This window comes from Shimazuella soli (genome assembly GCF_022511585.1).
Taxonomy (GTDB): domain Bacteria; phylum Bacillota; class Bacilli; order Thermoactinomycetales; family Thermoactinomycetaceae; genus Shimazuella; species Shimazuella soli.
In genome coordinates this window covers 1-17,637 of record NZ_JAKWBN010000002.1, presented here as the reverse complement: position 1 = coordinate 17,637, position 17,637 = coordinate 1, and the positions used below count along the sequence as shown (strand labels likewise).

At 42.3% G+C, this 17,637-nt stretch carries 11 protein-coding genes; 6 read left to right on the top strand and 5 right to left on the bottom strand.

Features of this window, described 5'->3' with window-relative positions; all coding sequences use genetic code 11:
• Positions 1 to 21 precede the first annotated feature (21 nt).
• The gene (locus MK805_RS05030) at positions 22 to 495 is read left to right on the top strand and encodes a DUF2690 domain-containing protein (RefSeq protein WP_240874362.1); all 474 of its coding nucleotides are present in this window, start codon (positions 22 to 24) and stop codon (positions 493 to 495) included.
• Positions 496 to 677: 182 nt separating this feature from the next.
• Positions 678 to 2,129 (top strand): protein adenylyltransferase SelO, encoded by a 1,452-nt coding sequence (locus MK805_RS05025; protein ID WP_240874360.1) that lies wholly within the window; start codon positions 678 to 680, stop codon positions 2,127 to 2,129.
• Between the two features lie 82 nt (positions 2,130 to 2,211).
• On the opposite strand, the gene MK805_RS05020 is transcribed toward MK805_RS05025, so the two are convergent.
• Entirely contained in the window at positions 2,212 to 2,988 is a 777-nt protein-coding gene (locus MK805_RS05020) for a C40 family peptidase (protein ID WP_240874357.1), read from the bottom strand.
• 371 nt (positions 2,989 to 3,359) lie between these two features.
• Entirely contained in the window at positions 3,360 to 4,751 is a 1,392-nt protein-coding gene (locus MK805_RS05015; protein ID WP_240874354.1) for a SpoVR family protein, read from the bottom strand.
• Between the two features lie 129 nt (positions 4,752 to 4,880).
• Between MK805_RS05015 and mgtE the strand changes: the two genes are divergently transcribed.
• Both mgtE and MK805_RS05005 read left to right on the top strand, forming a co-directional pair.
• Entirely contained in the window at positions 4,881 to 6,224 is a 1,344-nt protein-coding gene (gene mgtE / locus MK805_RS05010; protein ID WP_240874351.1) for a magnesium transporter, read from the top strand.
• 225 nt (positions 6,225 to 6,449) lie between these two features.
• Positions 6,450 to 7,553 carry a glycosyltransferase gene (locus tag MK805_RS05005; protein WP_240874345.1) on the top strand — a complete coding sequence of 368 codons (1,104 nt, stop codon included), beginning with the start codon at positions 6,450 to 6,452 and terminating at the stop codon, positions 7,551 to 7,553.
• A 101-nt stretch (positions 7,554 to 7,654) separates the two neighbouring features.
• On the opposite strand, the gene MK805_RS05000 is transcribed toward MK805_RS05005, so the two are convergent.
• Together MK805_RS05000 and gltB are read right to left on the bottom strand one after the other, a co-directional pair.
• A complete protein-coding gene (locus tag MK805_RS05000) occupies positions 7,655 to 9,106 on the bottom strand; it encodes a glutamate synthase subunit beta (RefSeq protein ID WP_240874342.1) in 1,452 nt (483 codons plus the stop codon).
• A 16-nt stretch (positions 9,107 to 9,122) separates the two neighbouring features.
• Positions 9,123 to 13,625, bottom strand: coding sequence for a glutamate synthase large subunit (gene gltB, locus MK805_RS04995; RefSeq protein ID WP_240874341.1), 4,503 nt, complete (start codon positions 13,623 to 13,625; stop codon positions 9,123 to 9,125).
• Between the two features lie 161 nt (positions 13,626 to 13,786).
• Between gltB and gltC the strand changes: the two genes are divergently transcribed.
• Both gltC and ppc read left to right on the top strand, forming a co-directional pair.
• The gene (gltC, locus tag MK805_RS04990; protein ID WP_240874340.1) at positions 13,787 to 14,692 is read left to right on the top strand and encodes a glutamate biosynthesis transcriptional regulator GltC; all 906 of its coding nucleotides are present in this window, start codon (positions 13,787 to 13,789) and stop codon (positions 14,690 to 14,692) included.
• A 39-nt stretch (positions 14,693 to 14,731) separates the two neighbouring features.
• Entirely contained in the window at positions 14,732 to 17,485 is a 2,754-nt protein-coding gene (gene ppc / locus MK805_RS04985) for a phosphoenolpyruvate carboxylase (RefSeq protein ID WP_240874338.1), read from the top strand.
• A 59-nt stretch (positions 17,486 to 17,544) separates the two neighbouring features.
• Here the strand turns inward: ppc and MK805_RS04980 are convergent, their stop codons facing one another.
• Positions 17,545 to 17,637: an IS3 family transposase gene (locus tag MK805_RS04980; RefSeq protein ID WP_420833056.1), complete on the bottom strand. Its 93-nt coding sequence runs from the start codon at positions 17,635 to 17,637 to the stop codon at positions 17,545 to 17,547.

The following is a 17,637-nucleotide window of genomic DNA, read 5'->3' as shown; positions in this document are numbered from 1 at the left end:
AAATTAACGGAGGTGGATGATTTGAAAAAGTTAAACTACCTTGGTTTTAGCTTTGTTATCGCACTATCTATATTTGTTTCTACACTCAGCATTGGTTCCAAACCTGTAAGCGCTTTGCAAAGAGATGGTACCAATCCTTACACGACAGGCTGTGCCAACAAAAAACCAATCATCTACGAAACTACTTATATCAAACATAATAAAAATATAATTGGCTATGTTCAATTAAGGGGAAGCGCTTATTGTCACACTGCTTGGGCTTTTGTCAAACTATACTCCCCAGCTCCCGCCAATAACTATGTCAATGCATATGTACAGCGTGGTAATCCTCGTGGTTGGGAATTAAGTTGTAATTCCTCAGGTGGAAACAAAGCTGTACAGTATAAGCAAACTTCTTGTTACACTCCACAAATTTGGGATAAAGACCCTAACAAGGCTCGGGCAAAAGCATATTTTCCGAAAGCAAAATTTACTGCTTCTACTAATTTTCATTAAAACAAGCTCCATTGCTACTGACAAAAGTCAGTAGTTTTTTATTATGTTTCACCGATTCTAAGACATACTATTTGTAATTCATACTTGTTATGAAAATACATCCACCCCTTACGTTGTCTTCTTTTAGATGGATATAATTAGTGTTAATATTTGAAACGAATAACATACAGAAAGGATATCCCATGACAAACAAAGGATGGAACTTAGATAACAGTTATTCACGTCTTCCAAATATTTTTTTTAAGGAACTTCAACCAGCTCCCGTACGTTCACCAAATTTAATTGTGCTAAATCGACCATTGGCAGCCTCTCTTGGACTAAATATCGGGCAATTGGAAAGCGAAACAGGAGTACAAGAATTGGTCGGCAATCGAATTCCAGAAGGGGCTTCTCCTCTTGCTCAAGCATATGCAGGACATCAATTTGGACATTTTACGATGTTAGGGGATGGACGGGCTATACTGATCGGCGAGCAAATCACACCGTCAGAAGAACGATTTGACATTCAGTTAAAAGGGGCAGGTATTACTCCATACTCACGTGGCGGCGATGGACGTGCTGCACTTGGTCCTATGCTTCGTGAATACATCATCAGTGAAGCTATGCACGGGCTTGGCATTCCCACTACCCGTAGTCTAGCAGTAACAACAACTGGTGAACCTGTCTATCGTGAAACAAAGCTGCCCGGTGCAGTGTTAACTCGGGTTGCTTCTAGTCACATCCGTGTTGGAACCTTCCAATATGCGGCAAATTGGGGGTCTATGGAGGAGCTTCGAATTTTAGCTGATTACGCCATACAAAGGCATTATCCAGAAATTCAAGATGAGGAAAATCGTTTCTTTGCGTTTTTACAAAGTGTTATGAACCGTCAAGCGGCATTGATTGCTAAGTGGCAACTAGCAGGATTTGTACATGGTGTCATGAATACCGATAACATGGCAATCAGCGGAGAAACAATTGATTTTGGACCTTGTGCCTTCATGGATATATATGATCCATCGACCGTATTTTCATCCATTGATAGAAACGGTCGCTATGCTTATGGAAATCAGCCGAAAATCGCAAATTGGAATCTTGCCCGTTTTGCAGAAACACTCTTACCTTTGCTGCATGATGATCAGGAACAAGCGATCCAAATCGCTCAAAGAGTGGTTTCCAACTTCCCTGAGTTATACCGTCACTATTGGCTCAAAGGCATGCGAGGAAAACTTGGATTATATCAGGAAGAACCACAAGACCAATCTTTAATAGAAGAACTTCTAAAAGGCATGGAAAAATACAGAGCTGACTACACAAACACTTTTCGAGCATTGACTTTTGATAACATAGAAGGTCAAGCACTATTTGAAACGGTAGAATTTACTGCTTGGTATGCAAAATGGCATGAGAGACTCGAAAAACAACATGAATCAATAGACGAAGCACAAGAGTTGATGAAAAAGAGCAATCCTGCTGTGATTCCTCGCAATCATCGAGTAGAGGAGGCGCTCGAAGCGGCAGAAAGAGGAAATTATGATGTGATGAACCAGCTTATTCAGGTTCTTTCCCATCCTTATGCCCACTCTACTGAGCAAGAAGAATACAGCCTGCCATCTGACCAATCAACAGCTTATGTAACCTATTGTGGTACTTAGTTAAAAAAATAAGAACCAGCAAATCTAGAGCTGGTTCTTGGTTACAAAGAAAAAATCCGTGAAACATTTCACGGATTTTTCTTTATTTTATGACACGCTTAGCGCCAACATATCCTTGTTTTAACCAAGCATGATCCATACTTTCAAGCTGTACACCTTTGGAACCCCAAGTATGAAGAATTTGGTTGTTTCCTGCATAGATACCTACGTGGCCAATCTGTCCGCCTGAATGAGAAGTCGTAAAGAAGAGAAGATCTCCTTTTTTGATTTGGTCACGCGGAATGCTTGTCCCTTGTGTGTATTGTTGACGGGAACTACGAAGTAGGTTAATCCCATTTTGTTTAAATACATACTGAGTAAAGGAAGAGCAATCAAAAGTCTGTGTCTGACCAGATGCAGCCCCATATTGGTAAGGAGTGCCCAGGAATTTTTCCCCAGTCGCGATAATCTTGTCAGCAAGAGCATTGCTTGATTGATCTGTTGATCCATTATCAGTGGTTGAACCGGTGTTACTTGAAGAACCAGTGTTACCAGAATCAGTGTTACCAAAACCTGTATTACTTGTAGAACCTTTGATTCCAGTAGATCCTGTGTTATTAGAACTGGAATATTTATTGGAAGTGGAATTATCTGTAGCCGTATGACTAGAACTACTTCCACTATTGGTGTAGAAATTATAGTATTTGGCAGTGGGTGCTTGTTTGCCAGTTATACTGTAGTACATTTGGTTAACACGTGACATCGTGCTACTTGTACTTGCAGCAGCTGCATTACTTTGCACAAATGGAAATGCAAATGTGGAAATGGCCATAGCGGATAATGTTACAATACCTATTTTGATGTTTTTATGATTAAGCATCAAATCCTCCTTTAGATTACATGTTCTTCCGGAAGTTGGTTTTATTGTAACATATATATACCTTAAATTTTTAGGGAAAATATGTAAACTACTCAGGATGATTGTTTTTAGAATATGTAGAAAATAAATGTAAAAGTAGATATACTATAGAAGAAGAGTATCAGCAAGCGGTACTCACTGAATTCGGAAGGAGTAACCATGAAGGTCATTCTCTCCCTCAATCCTGGGGATCCGGATGATCCTCGTCCGGACGGTGGACCGATCACCCCTCCGACTCCCCCGGATGTGTAATCGGGGGAAGCAGGGAACTGTGAGTTCCTGAATTCAAAAAAGACGGCTCCCCTGCACAGCAGTGGGAGCCGTTGCCGATTTTATAAAAACCTGCGCACACATTTCTTGCCATTGTAACTAAAGACAACATCTCGTTTATCGATCACCGTTTGCAAATGGACATTCCTTCCCCAAAGATGGTAAATATGGGGCAATGTTTTCTCCAAGTACTTCACATCCAGCTCCATTCCCTCATACAAGTGATGCAAAAACAATTCTCCATTGCGAGAGTAATCCCCATCTTTTACCATGATGACAGGGTGACCGCCATTTACTCGACTTGTCACCAATTGATCACGCACATTTTCCCAGTCTTTATCGGAAACTTTCCAATCATTGCCTTGTTTTTGGAATACATACATATCCAACTTATCTACTAAATCTTTCGTTAAATAATTGCGAATAAAAGAGATATCCGAATCCAGTTCCCGTACTTCAAACAGCTTCTCTCTGCCTTGACCAGGCTTTCTTCCCAGCTGTCTAATCTCTTCTTCTGTCGGATTATCCCACCGTCTTTCGATATCCTCGAGCATTTTCAATCCCAAATAATAAGGATTGATTGACGTAGTTGAAGGTTGTAAGACAGATGCGTTTAACTTCGCAAATTCGATGGTTTCCGCTTCTGTCAAATCGAGCTCACGCATGATGCGAATATGCCAATAGGACGCCCAGCCTTCGTTCATAATTTTTGTTTCGAGCTGCGGCCAAAAGTAAAGCATTTCTTCTCGCAGGATCGTCAAAATATCTTGATGCCAATCTTGCAGTACTCGACTGTGATTCATAATAAATAGCAATAAATCTTTTTCCGGTCTTTCCGGGAAACTTCGATTTAAGCTCGGTTTTTTGGGCTCTTCTTCGCCATCCAGCTTCCATAGATCATCATAAGGAGTTGCTTTTTGCGTCTCTCTCTTAGCAGGATGATTCCTCGGTTTTGGGTCAAGTAAGCTTGGATTAATATGTTCTTGAATCGCAAGCACATGATCCAAAAATTGTTCTACCTCATCCTTTCCGTAGGTCAGTTCGTATTCTCGAATCCGCTCTGCGCTAGCTGACATGCTCTCGACCATATCCCGAGATGTTTTGGAAAAACGGTAATTATTTTTGAAAAAATCACAGTGTGCCAATACGTGAGCTACAATCAGTTTATTTTGAATGAGACTATTTCCTTTTAATAAAAATGCATAGCAGGGGTTAGAGTTGATCACCAGCTCATAGATTTTACTCAAGTTAAAATCATACGAAAGCTTCATCTTGTGAAAAGCCTTACCAAAGCTCCAGTGAGAAAAACGAGTCGGCATTCCATAAGCGCCAAATGTATAGATGATATCTGCTGGGCAAATCTCATAGCGCATGGGATAAAAATCAAGCCCAAAGTGAGTCGCAATCTCCGTTATTTCTTCAATCGCGTATTCCAAATCTTTTTGCTCACTCAACGTGACTCACCCCTTTTTGTAGTTATATCTTTCTTTTCCCTTCACCTAACATGTGATAAACACACATTTATACCACTTGCCCAAGATGAACATACTAAGACCGACTTTTTCACTTGGAGGGATTTAGGTTTGAATTATACACTGTTACAAGATCAAATCCGCATAAACCTAAAAGACGAATCTACAGATGTATATGAATTACTGAATCCCTTACAACCTTATGACATCGCCGAAGTAATCAAAGGATTAGAACATGAAGAACGCCTACAGCTTCTACCTCTGATCTCCATCCCACTAGCTGCGGAGACCATAGAATATTTGGAACCTGAGTTGCAATATCATATTTTGCAACACTTACCGATATCCTTTTCCACACCTCTGTTTAAACAAATGTCCAGTGACACCGTAGTCGATATGCTGCTTGCCATCCACCCTCTCCAAGCAGAACGTTTACTCGACCTGCTTCCTTTGGACTATCGAAGAAAAATCAATCAACTGATGACCTACCCAGAAAATACTGCGGGAAGTTTGATGACAGTTGATTTTATCTCTGCGAGGACATATTGGAATATAGAGCAGACATTACAGCATATTCGCAAAGTGGGTCATGAGGCAGAGCTCGTTTCCTATATTTACGTCACCGATACCCGCGGAATTTTGGTAGGTGTTGTCTCTTTAAAAGAACTGATTTTCGCCTCACCTGATACGAAATTAGAAAACATCGTGACAGAAGATGTAGTTTGTGTCCCTGCTGAAATGGAACAAGAAGAAGCAGCTATCATCTTATCCCGCTATGATCTGATCGCGCTGCCAGTCATCAACCACGAACGAAGACTAGTCGGAATTATCACCGTCGATGATGTATTTGATGTCATTCAAGAAGAAGCAACAGAAGATTTCCAAAAATTAGGAGGTAGCCAGCCGTTAGAAGATACCTACTTTAAAACAAGCAGTCTCCAGTTATTCAACAAACGAATCATCTGGTTACTCGTGTTATTTATTGGTGGTGCTTATACTTCCAATGTACTCTCCCACTATCAGAATGCAGTAAACCAAGTAGTTGCATTATCTTTCTTTATCCCATTATTAATCGGTACAGGTGGAAATACAGGTTCACAGATTGTCAGTACACTGGTGCGAGCACTCGGAGTTGGGGAAGTAGCCTTTAAAGATGTATTTCGTGTAATAAAAAAAGAACTTCTCACAGGAGTACTGCTCGGTGTGTGTCTTGGGATTGTCGCATATGTCCGTGCATTATTGCTGCATGTAGAGTTAAATATCGGATATGTCGTCTCTTTATCTGCATTAGCAATCGTTTTGTGGTCATCCCTTGTCTCCGCCTTTTTACCTTTATTATTGCACCGCTTAAAAATCGATCCAGCGGTCGTCTCTGGTCCATTGATCTCCACATTGGTTGATGGTACTGGATTGATCATTTATTTCTCGATAGCACAATTGATTTTGCATGTTTAATTTTTCAATAAATATTTACCAGCCTTTATGCAAGCCATATAATGAGGGTACCGATTAGTGTAAATCTCACTGATCATATTGCCCTCGTCCTCTAATAGATGGGAAACACGATGCTTGCCCAAGTGCTTGCATTCTTGTACATCACAGGAAGCTTGGTGCATGCTGTATACCAGCATCGATTCACACAGGAGTATTACCGTAAAGCAACCGAAAAGGAAACACCTCATGGTTCAACCACAGAGCTGCCTAAAGTGGGAGTTATTGTTCCTGTCTTCAACGAGAAACTCTACAATTTTCGGAAGACACTGGAGAGGATCAAAAAGCTCCGTTATCCGCAAGACCTTCTTAGAAATTTACGTCGTTAACGACGGCTCTTTCAGGGGAGTAGGGCAGGAAGAGAAACGGGAAAAATTCGAGAAGCTACTTTCAGAATACGCCAATCTTCCTAACTGGACAGTCATCACTGGACATCCCAATGAAGGAAAGCGCAGAGCACAAGATCGTGCCTTCCAGCTTGCCAAAATGGCTTGCTCTTACATCTACTTCGTCGACAGTGACTGTCTTCCCAACAAGCACATCATCCGGCAATTCCTCGCCAAAATGGCTGATGGTGTGATGGGAGTCTGTGGCAACATGGGTGTTTCCAACCCTGCTGCCAGCTGGATGACTCGGCTGTTGGTAATCCGCTACATGCTGGGCACATCCGTTGAGCGTGCGTCCGAGAGCATTTTCGGATACGTCTGGCTGGTGCCTGGTCCAGCTTCTTTCTACTCTACTGCCTTCCTCGAAGAGGTGTGGGAGGACTACCAGAACCAGCGGTACAAGGGCAAGTTGTGTAAAAACGGCGATGATTTGTACCTCACCAACCGCTGTACCCAGATGGGGTATCCTATCGCCTACAATGATCAAGCTGTCGTCACCACCAATGTCCCCGTAACGCTTTCTGGCTATTTGATCCAACAGGCACGCTGGAATCGGGACAAGTACCGGGACTGCGCTATGACGCTCCGATCCGCTTACAAGGCTGGATGGTACCCGCTGCTGGCTGGTGTGAATCGAATGATCTTCCCCTTCCTGTTCCTAATCACTTCCGTCCTCTGCCTCGTCGAATGGATGGTATGTGGTAATACAGGAAGCGGGCTGGCGCTCGCGCTGATGATCCTCATTCGAGCGATGATCACCTACTTGGCAGTTCGAGACATCAAAGGAATGTCGATGGCTACCGCATTGCACTTCACGGTAATGTATGGAGCTATCCACACCATTCTCCTGCTTCCTGTCAAGGTATGGTCTCTGCTCACACGAGGAGCAGGCACTTGGAAGCGATAAAATCCCTTCTCAGGGGATAGAGCACAAACACCCCAGACTGTCGACATAGTCTGGGGTGCCCCTTTATCTTCTATTTCAATTTCCATTTCCTACTATAATCCCTAAGGCAACTGAGAAGCTCCCATTAAATATTTATCACACTCACGCGCTGCTTCTCGACCTTCATGAATTGCCCATACGATCAAACTCTGTCCTCTTCTCATATCTCCAGCAGCAAAAACGCCATCGATGTTGGTTCTATAATCCCCATATTCCGCTTTTGCAAGTTGATTTTCATGTACTACACCAAGTTGATCCATTAACTTCTCATCTGCTCCTGCATATCCAATCGCTACAAGAATGAGGTCAGCAGGCCAAACTTTTTCCGTACCAGCAAGTTCCCTGACATAAACTTGCCCACTGCTCTTCTTGATTACTCTCGCTTCAACGGTATGCACCTCTTTTACCTGACCTGCTGAATCCCGGACAATCTTTTTCGTAATGATCGAGTACCTCCGAGGATCAATATCAAACTTGGCTTTTGCTTCTTCATACGCATAATCTAAGGTGAAAACATAAGGGAACTGAGGCCATGGATTATCTTCTGCTCGTTCTTGCGGAAGTTGGGCATGTTTGCCAAACTGTACGACACTTTTGCATCCTTGACGCAATGCTGTGGCAACACAGTCTGCTCCAGTATCTCCTCCTCCGATGACAATAACGTCTTTGTCCTTTGCAGAAATAGTAAGCGAACGCTCATCTAAAATATGTTTGGTAGACTGTGTGAGATAATCCATTGCGACATGCACACCTCTGGCAGTTGCTCCTTCTATTTCTAATTTTCTCGGAACTTGAGCACCAGTGCAGAGAATAACCGCATCAAAATCTGCTTGAAGCTGCTGGAGTGTCACATCTTTTCCTAGTTCGGTATTGGTAACAAACTGGACTCCTTCTTGTGCCAACAAATCGACACGACGCTGGACCACATGTTTTTCTAATTTCATATTTGGAATACCATACATCAGCAAACCACCGATCCGATCCGCTTTTTCCACAACAGTAATGAGATGACCTGCTTTATTGAGTTGGTCAGCAGCTGCTAAACCTGCTGGACCCGAACCAACAATTGCCACACGTTTCCCCGTACGTCTCGATGGCGGCTGTGGAACCACCCATCCTTCTTCAAAGCCTTTATCGATAATCGCTTGTTCGATACTTTTGATCGCTACCGCGGAATCATGAAGAGCTACCGTACAAGAACCTTCACACGGAGCAGGACAAGCACGGCCTGTAAACTCAGGAAAATTGTTCGTCATCATCAGACGATTTAGTGCTTCTTTCCATTTTCCTTTTGCCACTAACTCATTCCACTCGGGAATATGGTTAAACAAGGGACAGCCATAGCTTCCGCTGACAAATGCGCCAGTGGAACAAAAGGGGGTTCCACAATCCATACATCTTGATCCTTGGGCTCTTAGTTTCTCTTCGGAGAAGGGAAGATAATATTCTCCCCAATTCTGCTGGCGTTCCAATGGATTTTTCGCTTTGGGATCTTCTCTTTTAATGGTTAACAATTGTCTTCCCTCCTCTTTAGTTAAATGAAGAAGCTTGTGGAATAAGGGTTACTATCTCCATTTTTTTGTTTGTTTCTCTCTCTAAAATTTGCTTATACTCTTTAGGGATAATGCGAATTAATCTTTCTGAAATCATCTCCCAATTATTTAAAATTTGTTTTGCTTGCTGGCTTCTGGTGTATTGTGCATGCTTTTGAATCAATTGTTTTACTTCTATCCGCTCTTGCTCTGTCGCAACCGACTCTAATAAGACCATTTCACGATTGCAATTTCGGCTTAAGCTTTTTATATCTTCCGCAAATACATAGGCGATTCCACCAGACATACCAGCTGCGAAGTTTTTTCCGATCGATCCAAGGACCACAACCCGTCCGCCTGTCATGTATTCACAGCCGTGATCACCGACCCCTTCGACAACGGCATGAACACCGCTATTGCGAACGGCAAAACGTTCACCTGCTATCCCACTGATATATGCTTCTCCTGATGTCGCTCCATAAAAGGCCGCATTTCCGACGATAACATTATCTTGCGAAGCAAAAGTCGCTTTTCGAGATGGATAAACGATCACTTTTCCTCCAGAAAGCCCTTTACCAATGTAATCGTTGGCATCACCTTCCAGTGATAAAGTAATACCTTTTGGTACAAACGCCCCAAAACTCACCCCTGCTGAGCCTTGAAAATGAAATTTTATCGTATGATCAGGGAGCCCTTTACCTCCATATTTCTTCGTCACTTCACTGCCGAGAATACTCCCGACAACCCGATTGGTATTGGTTATTGGCAGCACTGCATGGACTGCTCGACCCTCTTGCAGAGCACTTGCACTTAAAGGAAGCAACGTTTTGATATCTAGTGTGGTTTCCAGCTGATGATCCCTTAATTTCTGATAATAGCTGCCCACTTTTGCATCTGTTGCTGGACGGTAAAGCAATGTGGATAAATCTAGGTATTTTGCTTTCCAATGCTGCTGATGGCGAAGTCCAGCAGTCAATATATCTGTTCTCCCTACCATTTCATCAAGGGTACGAAAACCGAGTGAAGCCATGATTTCCCGTACTTCTTGTGCGATAAACCGCATGAAATGAACAACATGATCAGCGTCTCCTGCAAACCGTCCCCGCAATTCTGGGTTTTGGGTAGCTATCCCAACTGGACAAGTATCTAAATGACATGCGCGCATCATGATACAACCCATAACAACAAGCGGTGCAGTAGAGAAGCCAAATTCTTCTGCCCCAAGGACTGCGGCCATCACGACATCGCGGCCTGTCATCAATTTTCCATCTGTCTCCAAAATTACCCGATCGCGTAAATTATTTAACAATAAGGTTTGGTGAGTTTCCGCTAGTCCCAATTCCCATGGTAAGCCGGCATGCTTCATGCTCGTTTTCGGAGAGGCACCCGTACCGCCATCATGACCACTGATCACGATGACATCAGCCATCGCTTTAGCAACACCGGTTGCAATCGTACCTACTCCAGCTTTCGCTACTAGTTTGACACTTATTCGAGCATCGCGATTTGCATTTTTGAGATCGTAGATCAATTCCGCTAAATCTTCGATGGAATAAATATCATGGTGTGGAGGCGGGGAGATAAGTCCTACTCCAGGTGTAGAATTTCTCACTTTCGCAATCCAAGGATAAACCTTAGAACCTGGCAACTGTCCGCCTTCTCCCGGTTTTGCACCTTGTGCCATTTTGATTTGAATCTCTTTGGCATGAACCAAGTAATCACTTGAAACACCAAATCTTCCTGATGCTACTTGCTTAATGCTGCTCGATCGGGAATCACCATTTTCATCGATCGTATGCCGGGAAGGATGTTCTCCTCCTTCCCCACTATTACTTTTTCCACCGAGACGGTTCATCGCAATGGCCAATGTTTCATGTGCCTCTTGACTTAACGCTCCAAATGACATCGCACCTGTTTTGAATCGTTTGACAATCGATTCTACTGGTTCGACTTCTTCTAATGGCACACTTGGCAGCGAAGAGTTAAAATCCAATAAATGACGCAAAAAGATGAGTTGTTCCTTATTTGCCATCTCTGTATATTTTTTAAATAAGGTATAGTCATTTTTCCGGCATGCCTGCTGGAGAGTGTGGATCGTCTGGGGCGCAAAAGCATGAATCTCTCCTGTTCTTCTCCACTGAAAATCACTGCCTGCTTCTAAATCTCTCATTTGTAATGCCAAAGATTCATAAGCCTTTGTATGACGAAGAACTGTTTCTTTGGCGATCACTCCGAGATTAATCCCTCCTAATTGAGAAGGTGTACGAGTGAAATAATAATCGAGTACTTGCTCATCGATCCCTACTGCCTCAAAAATTTGCGCACCTCGATAACTTTGGACCGTAGAAATCCCCATTTTAGACATCACTTTTACAATTCCTTCTGTAGCTGCCTGAATATAGCGACCCACAGCTTCCTTTAATCCCATTCCTTTAATAGACCCTTCTTCAATCGCTTGCTCAAGTGTTGCAAACACAAGATACGGATTGACAGCATCCACTCCGTAACTGATCAGCATGGATAATTGATGCACATCTCGGGCTTCTGAGGTTTCGGCGATAATGCTTACTTTTGTTCTTGTACCACTTCGAACCAAATGATGATGCAAACCACTTACCGCAAGCAATGAGGGAATAGGAGCCATTTTTTCGTTCATTTGGCGATCGGAGAGTATCAACAGAGATTTTCCATCTTCGATTGCCTGATCTGCCATCGCAAATATCTCTTCCATCGCTTCTTCCAATTTTAAATCAGTGGCGGAAAAAAGCATGGGGATAGTTTCTGCTCGAAAAGCAGAATAGGACTGATTAGCAATCTGCCCCAGCTGAACATCAGACAAAATGGGCGTTTCTAGCCGAATTTTTTGACAATCACGCGAATGCGGTTCCAACAAGTTGCCTTCGGCGCCTAATAAGGACGTCGTAGAAGTAACCGAAGCTTCTCGAATCGCATCAATCGGAGGGTTCGTCACTTGGGCAAAAGATTGTTTAAAGTAGTTATATAAAAGTTGTGGGCGTTCCGATAAAACAGCTAAGGGGGTATCACTTCCCATTGAACCAATCGGATCTTTTCCTTCTGTCACCATCGGCAGCAAACTTTTATGCAGTTCTTCCCATGTGTAAGCATTTGTTTTCTGCATGATAAACAAGGTGTCTTTGTCCAACTTCGGGGTTACCTTTCGAGCAGGAATATCTTTTAGTGAAATAAGATTTTGTGTTAACCAGTCTCGATAGGGGTGTTGATTCGCTACTTGTTCTTTTAACTCTTTGTTTCCTATAATTCGGCCTTCTGCTAAATCTACCAATAGTGTTTGACCAGCACGTAAACGTTTTTTATACCGAATGTTTTCTTCAGGGATGTTCATCACACCAACTTCCGAAGAAAACACAATGTAGTCGTCTTTCGTTACACAGTACCTTCCTGGACGAAGTCCATTTCGATCTAAAATCGCCCCGATCTGTGTACCGTCTGTAAAAGCAATTGCTGTTGGTCCATCCCAGGGTTCCATAACACTGCTATGATATTCGTAAAAAGCACGAACTGGATCAACGATTTCCTCATTTTTCTCCCAAGCTTCCGGAATCATCATCATTGCAGCATGAGCGAGAGAACGTCCCGATAATACTAAGAACTCAAAACAATTATCCAATATAGCAGAATCTGTTCCATCCATATCTAACACTGGCAACACTTTCTCTAGGTCATCTCCAAACAAATCGGAGGCAAATGCTTTTTCCCGAGCAAACATCCAGTTTACATTACCTCGTAATGTATTGATTTCCCCGTTATGCAGGAGATAACGATAGGGGTGGGAACGCTTCCAACTCGGAAAGGTATTGGTGCTAAAACGGTTGTGTACCATAGAAAAGGCCGATGTAAAATTTTCAGCTTGTAAATCTAAATAGAAAGAACCTAACTGAAATGCTGTCAGCAATCCTTTGTATACAATCGTCCTGCTTGATAAACTGACAACATAAACATCGTTATTTACCAACTTCTCATATTGTTTCCGAATCACATATAATTTTCTTTCGAATGTTAACTGATCTATTCCATCTTCACAACCAATGACTACTTGTCGAATGACAGGGGCACTCTCTCGGGCTATCGTACTTAAGGTAGAGGGATCAGTTGGCACATCTCTCCAACCGATTACTTCCTGCCCTTCCTGTTCTATCAAAGATTCTAGTTTTTTCTCCCATTTGTTCCGCTCGATTTCCTCTTGGGGGAAAAAGATCATCCCGACTCCATATTGGCCCACTTTTGGTAAAGATGGGAATTCATACTGAAAAAAAAGATGCGGAATTTGCAATAAAATCCCTGCACCATCACCTGTACCATCGTTTACTCCGCCTCGATGGTGTAGTTTTGTCAACATATGAATTCCTTGCTCCACCATTTCATGTGTTGCTTGACCTTTTAAATGCGCAATAAACCCTACTCCACACGCATCATGTTCGTTTTGTGGGTCATATAGCCCTTGTTTCTGAAGATACAGCATGCTTCCCTCTCCTTTATCAAAGATGTCAACCTATCTCAAATTAGAATTATTTTCTATAAATTTTATACATATCTTATATTTTCAAATCGATGCAAACAATATATATTTAAGATAGAAATGATCGCAAAATGAGATGGATTTGAAAAGAAAGAGGTTTTAGTATGGAGTTAAGGCAGATTCAATACTTTATCGAGGTAGCAGAACGTGAACATATGACGGATGCTGCCTTAGCCTTACATGTAGCACAATCTGCTGTCAGCAGGCAAATTGCGAATCTAGAAGCAGAACTCGGTGTTCAACTGTTTATCCGCGAAGGTAGAAATATAAGAATTACACCCATTGGTAAAATATTTTTACATCACGCTAAGTCAGCTGTAAGAGCGCTCGCGAATGCGAAACAAGAGATGGACGAGTTTTTAGACCCGGAAAAAGGAACCATACGAATTGGATTTCCAAGTAGTTTAGCTGCACATACTTTACCGACGGTCATCTCTGCATTTCGGGATCAACATCCCCATATCGGCTTTCAATTAAGACAAGGGAGTTACCTGCATTTAATCGATGCAGTAAATAAAGGAGAAATCGATCTAGCATTTCTCGGCCCTATCCCTACCGACGAAAAACAAATTGAAGGAAAAATTCTTTTTTTAGAAAAAATCGTAGCTCTCTTACCGATGGATCATCCCATGTCAAATGCAGCATCTATCCATCTAGATGATTTACGCAACGATTCATTTGTTTTGTTTCCAACTGGTTTTATTTTGCGGGACATCGTGATCAACGCCTGTACCAAAGTAGGCTTTTCACCCAATATTTCCTTTGAAGGAGAAGACATTGATGCGATTAAGGGACTAGTAGCTACAGGTTTAGGTGTCACCCTGCTTCCTGAGGTCACCTTGATCGATAATGTTCCAAGAGGTACTGCAAAAGTTCCTATTCACGTACCAAATCTGACGAGGAATGTAGGAATTGTGATTCCAAAAAATCGCCAACTCCCACCATCGGAACAATTGTTTTATGACTTTGTTACCAACTTCTTCTCCAGACTAAATGAATTTAACAGTTAGAAAATAGATAGATTTCCTTTTAAGAAAGGAGCTTTTCACATGCTGAACAAGCAAAACTCATTAGTGCGTAGAGATGTACGTTTCCTCGGCAATATTCTCGGTGATGTGCTTACACAACTCGGTGGAGATGCGTTGTTTCACCATGTAGAGCGAATTAGGGAATTAACCAAACGACTAAGAACAGAATTCCATCCTGAATTACTTGCGACTTGTATTCATGAAATTGAACAGCTGGAGCCTGATATGCGTTATGATGTGATTCGGGCATTTTCTATTTATTTTCAATTGGTAAATATTGCAGAACAAAACCATCGTATGCGACGCAACCGATATCATCGCCGCTCCAAAGAAGGAGAAATCCAGCAATTTTCCATCGAAAGCACGATTCAAAATTGGCATGAATCGGGCGTATCAGCAGATGAAGTGGAGCAAATTCTCTCCTTTTTATCATTAGAATTGATCATCACTGCTCATCCCACGGAAGCTGCGAGACGATCCGTACTCCATATCCATAACCGAATCGCAAATCAACTGATACAACTCGATCAAATCGATGAAGACAGTGAAGAACACAGAGAACTTTATCATACGCTTTTTTCAGAGATCAGTACCCTTTGGCAAACCGACCCTCTACGAAAAAGAAAACCTACCGTTTTGGATGAAGTGAGCAACGGATTATACTATATAGATCAAACGTTGTTTGATGTACTTCCTCGTGTACATCAAGAGCTCGAACGGTGTTTAAACACCTATTATCCAGAACACAAATGGAACGTGCCATCCTTCCTTAGATTCGGTTCTTGGATTGGTGGAGATCGAGATGGAAATCCATCCGTTACTCCAGCAGTCACTTGGCAAACTTTAGTGATGCAGCGGGATTTGGTAATTCGTAAATACGAGCAAAAGATGGAAGATTTGCTCCCTTATATGAGTCACTCTTCAGAGAGAGTAAAAATATCGGATGAGTTGCTAGCTTCCATTTCAAGAGATCGAGAAGAAGTAAACACGGATGATCTTCCGAAAGGAGTCTGGAGAAACCAAGAAGAACCTTATCGGATCAAATGCACGTATGTGCTAGCTAGATTAAAACATACCAGACTACAGAAAAAAGATGCAGGAGTTTATGAAAACCCTGATGCTTTTTTAGCTGATTTAAAACGGATTCAATCAAGTTTACAAAGTCATCAACCAGTGGGAATTGCCATCAGTGAGATTGATAAGTTGATTCATCAAGTGGAGATATTTGGATTTCATCTATTGTCCCTTGACCTGCGGCAACATAGCGGGGAACACGAAAAAGCAATCGATGAAATTTTAGAAACGCTGCAAATAACAAGTGGCTACTCCACCCTATCGGAGAAGAAAAAAATAAAATTGCTGACAGACTTACTGACAGATCCCAGGCCGCTTACATCTCATTTCATGGACTACACAGCAGATACAAAACAGCTATTAGAGCTGTTCCGCCTTGTAGTCAAAGCAAAAGAAGAATTCGGGGAAAACTGTATTTCCAACTACCTCATCAGCATGACACAAGGGACAAGCGATCTACTAGAAGTGGTATTACTGGCCAAAGAAGTGGGCTTGTATCGTCACCAATATGACTCCCGTCTGCATGTTGTGCCACTGCTGGAGACCATTGATGATCTGCATCGAGCAGAGGAAATCATGGAGAGATACTTCCAAAATCCAATGTTTAAACCGGGAATTGCAAATGGAAGGGCATATCAAGAGATCACTTTAGGTTACTCCGACAGCAATAAAGATGGCGGGATGATCAGTGCAAACTGGGAATTATACCGTGCTCAGCAGCGATTGTGGCGCTTAGCAAAAAAATACAATCTAGACGTAAAGTTTTTCCACGGCAGGGGCGGAGCACTTGGTAGAGGCGGCGGGCCACTCCATCAAAGCATTATGGCAAACCCTCCTCATACGGTACTCGGAGGGGTGAAAATTACCGAACAAGGTGAAGTACTTTCTTCCCGATACGCGATGAAGCCAATTGCATTGCGAAGTTTAGAGCAAGCAACTTCTACCTACTTGCATTCCGTCGCAGCTGCTTTAAATAAAGAACAAACAGAGATAAACCCAGAGTGGATGAAAACAATGGAGATAATCTCCTCTCACTCTTTGCAGCATTACCAGCAGTTGGTGTTCCATGACCCATTTTTTATTCCTTTTTTCCAAGAGGCTACGCCCTTACCCGAGATCGGCGAGCTAAAAATCGGTTCCCGGCCGACAAAAAGGAAAAACAGCCAAAAGTTTTCCGATCTGCGTGCCATCCCTTGGGTTTTCTCATGGACGCAGACTAGATACCTGTTTCCAGCTTGGTATGCGGCTGGGACTGGAATCGCCACCTATTTAACGGAAAACAAAGCTGGACTTGCAACTCTGCAAGAAATGTATAAAAAATGGCCGTTTTTCTCGACACTTATCAATAATCTGCAAATGGCACTTTCCAAAGCTGACATGGTAATCGCGAAACAATATACTTCTCTTGCCCAAGATCAAAAACAGGCCAGACAAATCCATCAGTTGATACAAAATGAATTTGACTTGACCAAACAACAGATTTTAGCGATTACCGAACAAACCGAGCTTTTAGAGCAAAATACAGTCATCCAAGAATCCATCGTATTACGAAATCCTTATGTAGACCCACTGAGTTTAATCCAAGTTCACTTATTACAATTACGAAGGCAGGATCAAGACAGTTCAGAGAATCCCTATCTCTTAGAACAAGTATTACAGACCATCAATGGAATTGCCGCAGGGCTACGTAATACAGGTTGAATTTACTTGCACCTCAAACCCATCACTAGTGTACTGAACCCCAAAAGTTGAACTAAAAATTAAGCCGCAAGCTGGTTGGAATGAATCCTGTATTGAACAGGGCTCATACCAGCCAGTTTTTGTTTTATCCGTTTGTTGTTGTAGTAGTAGAT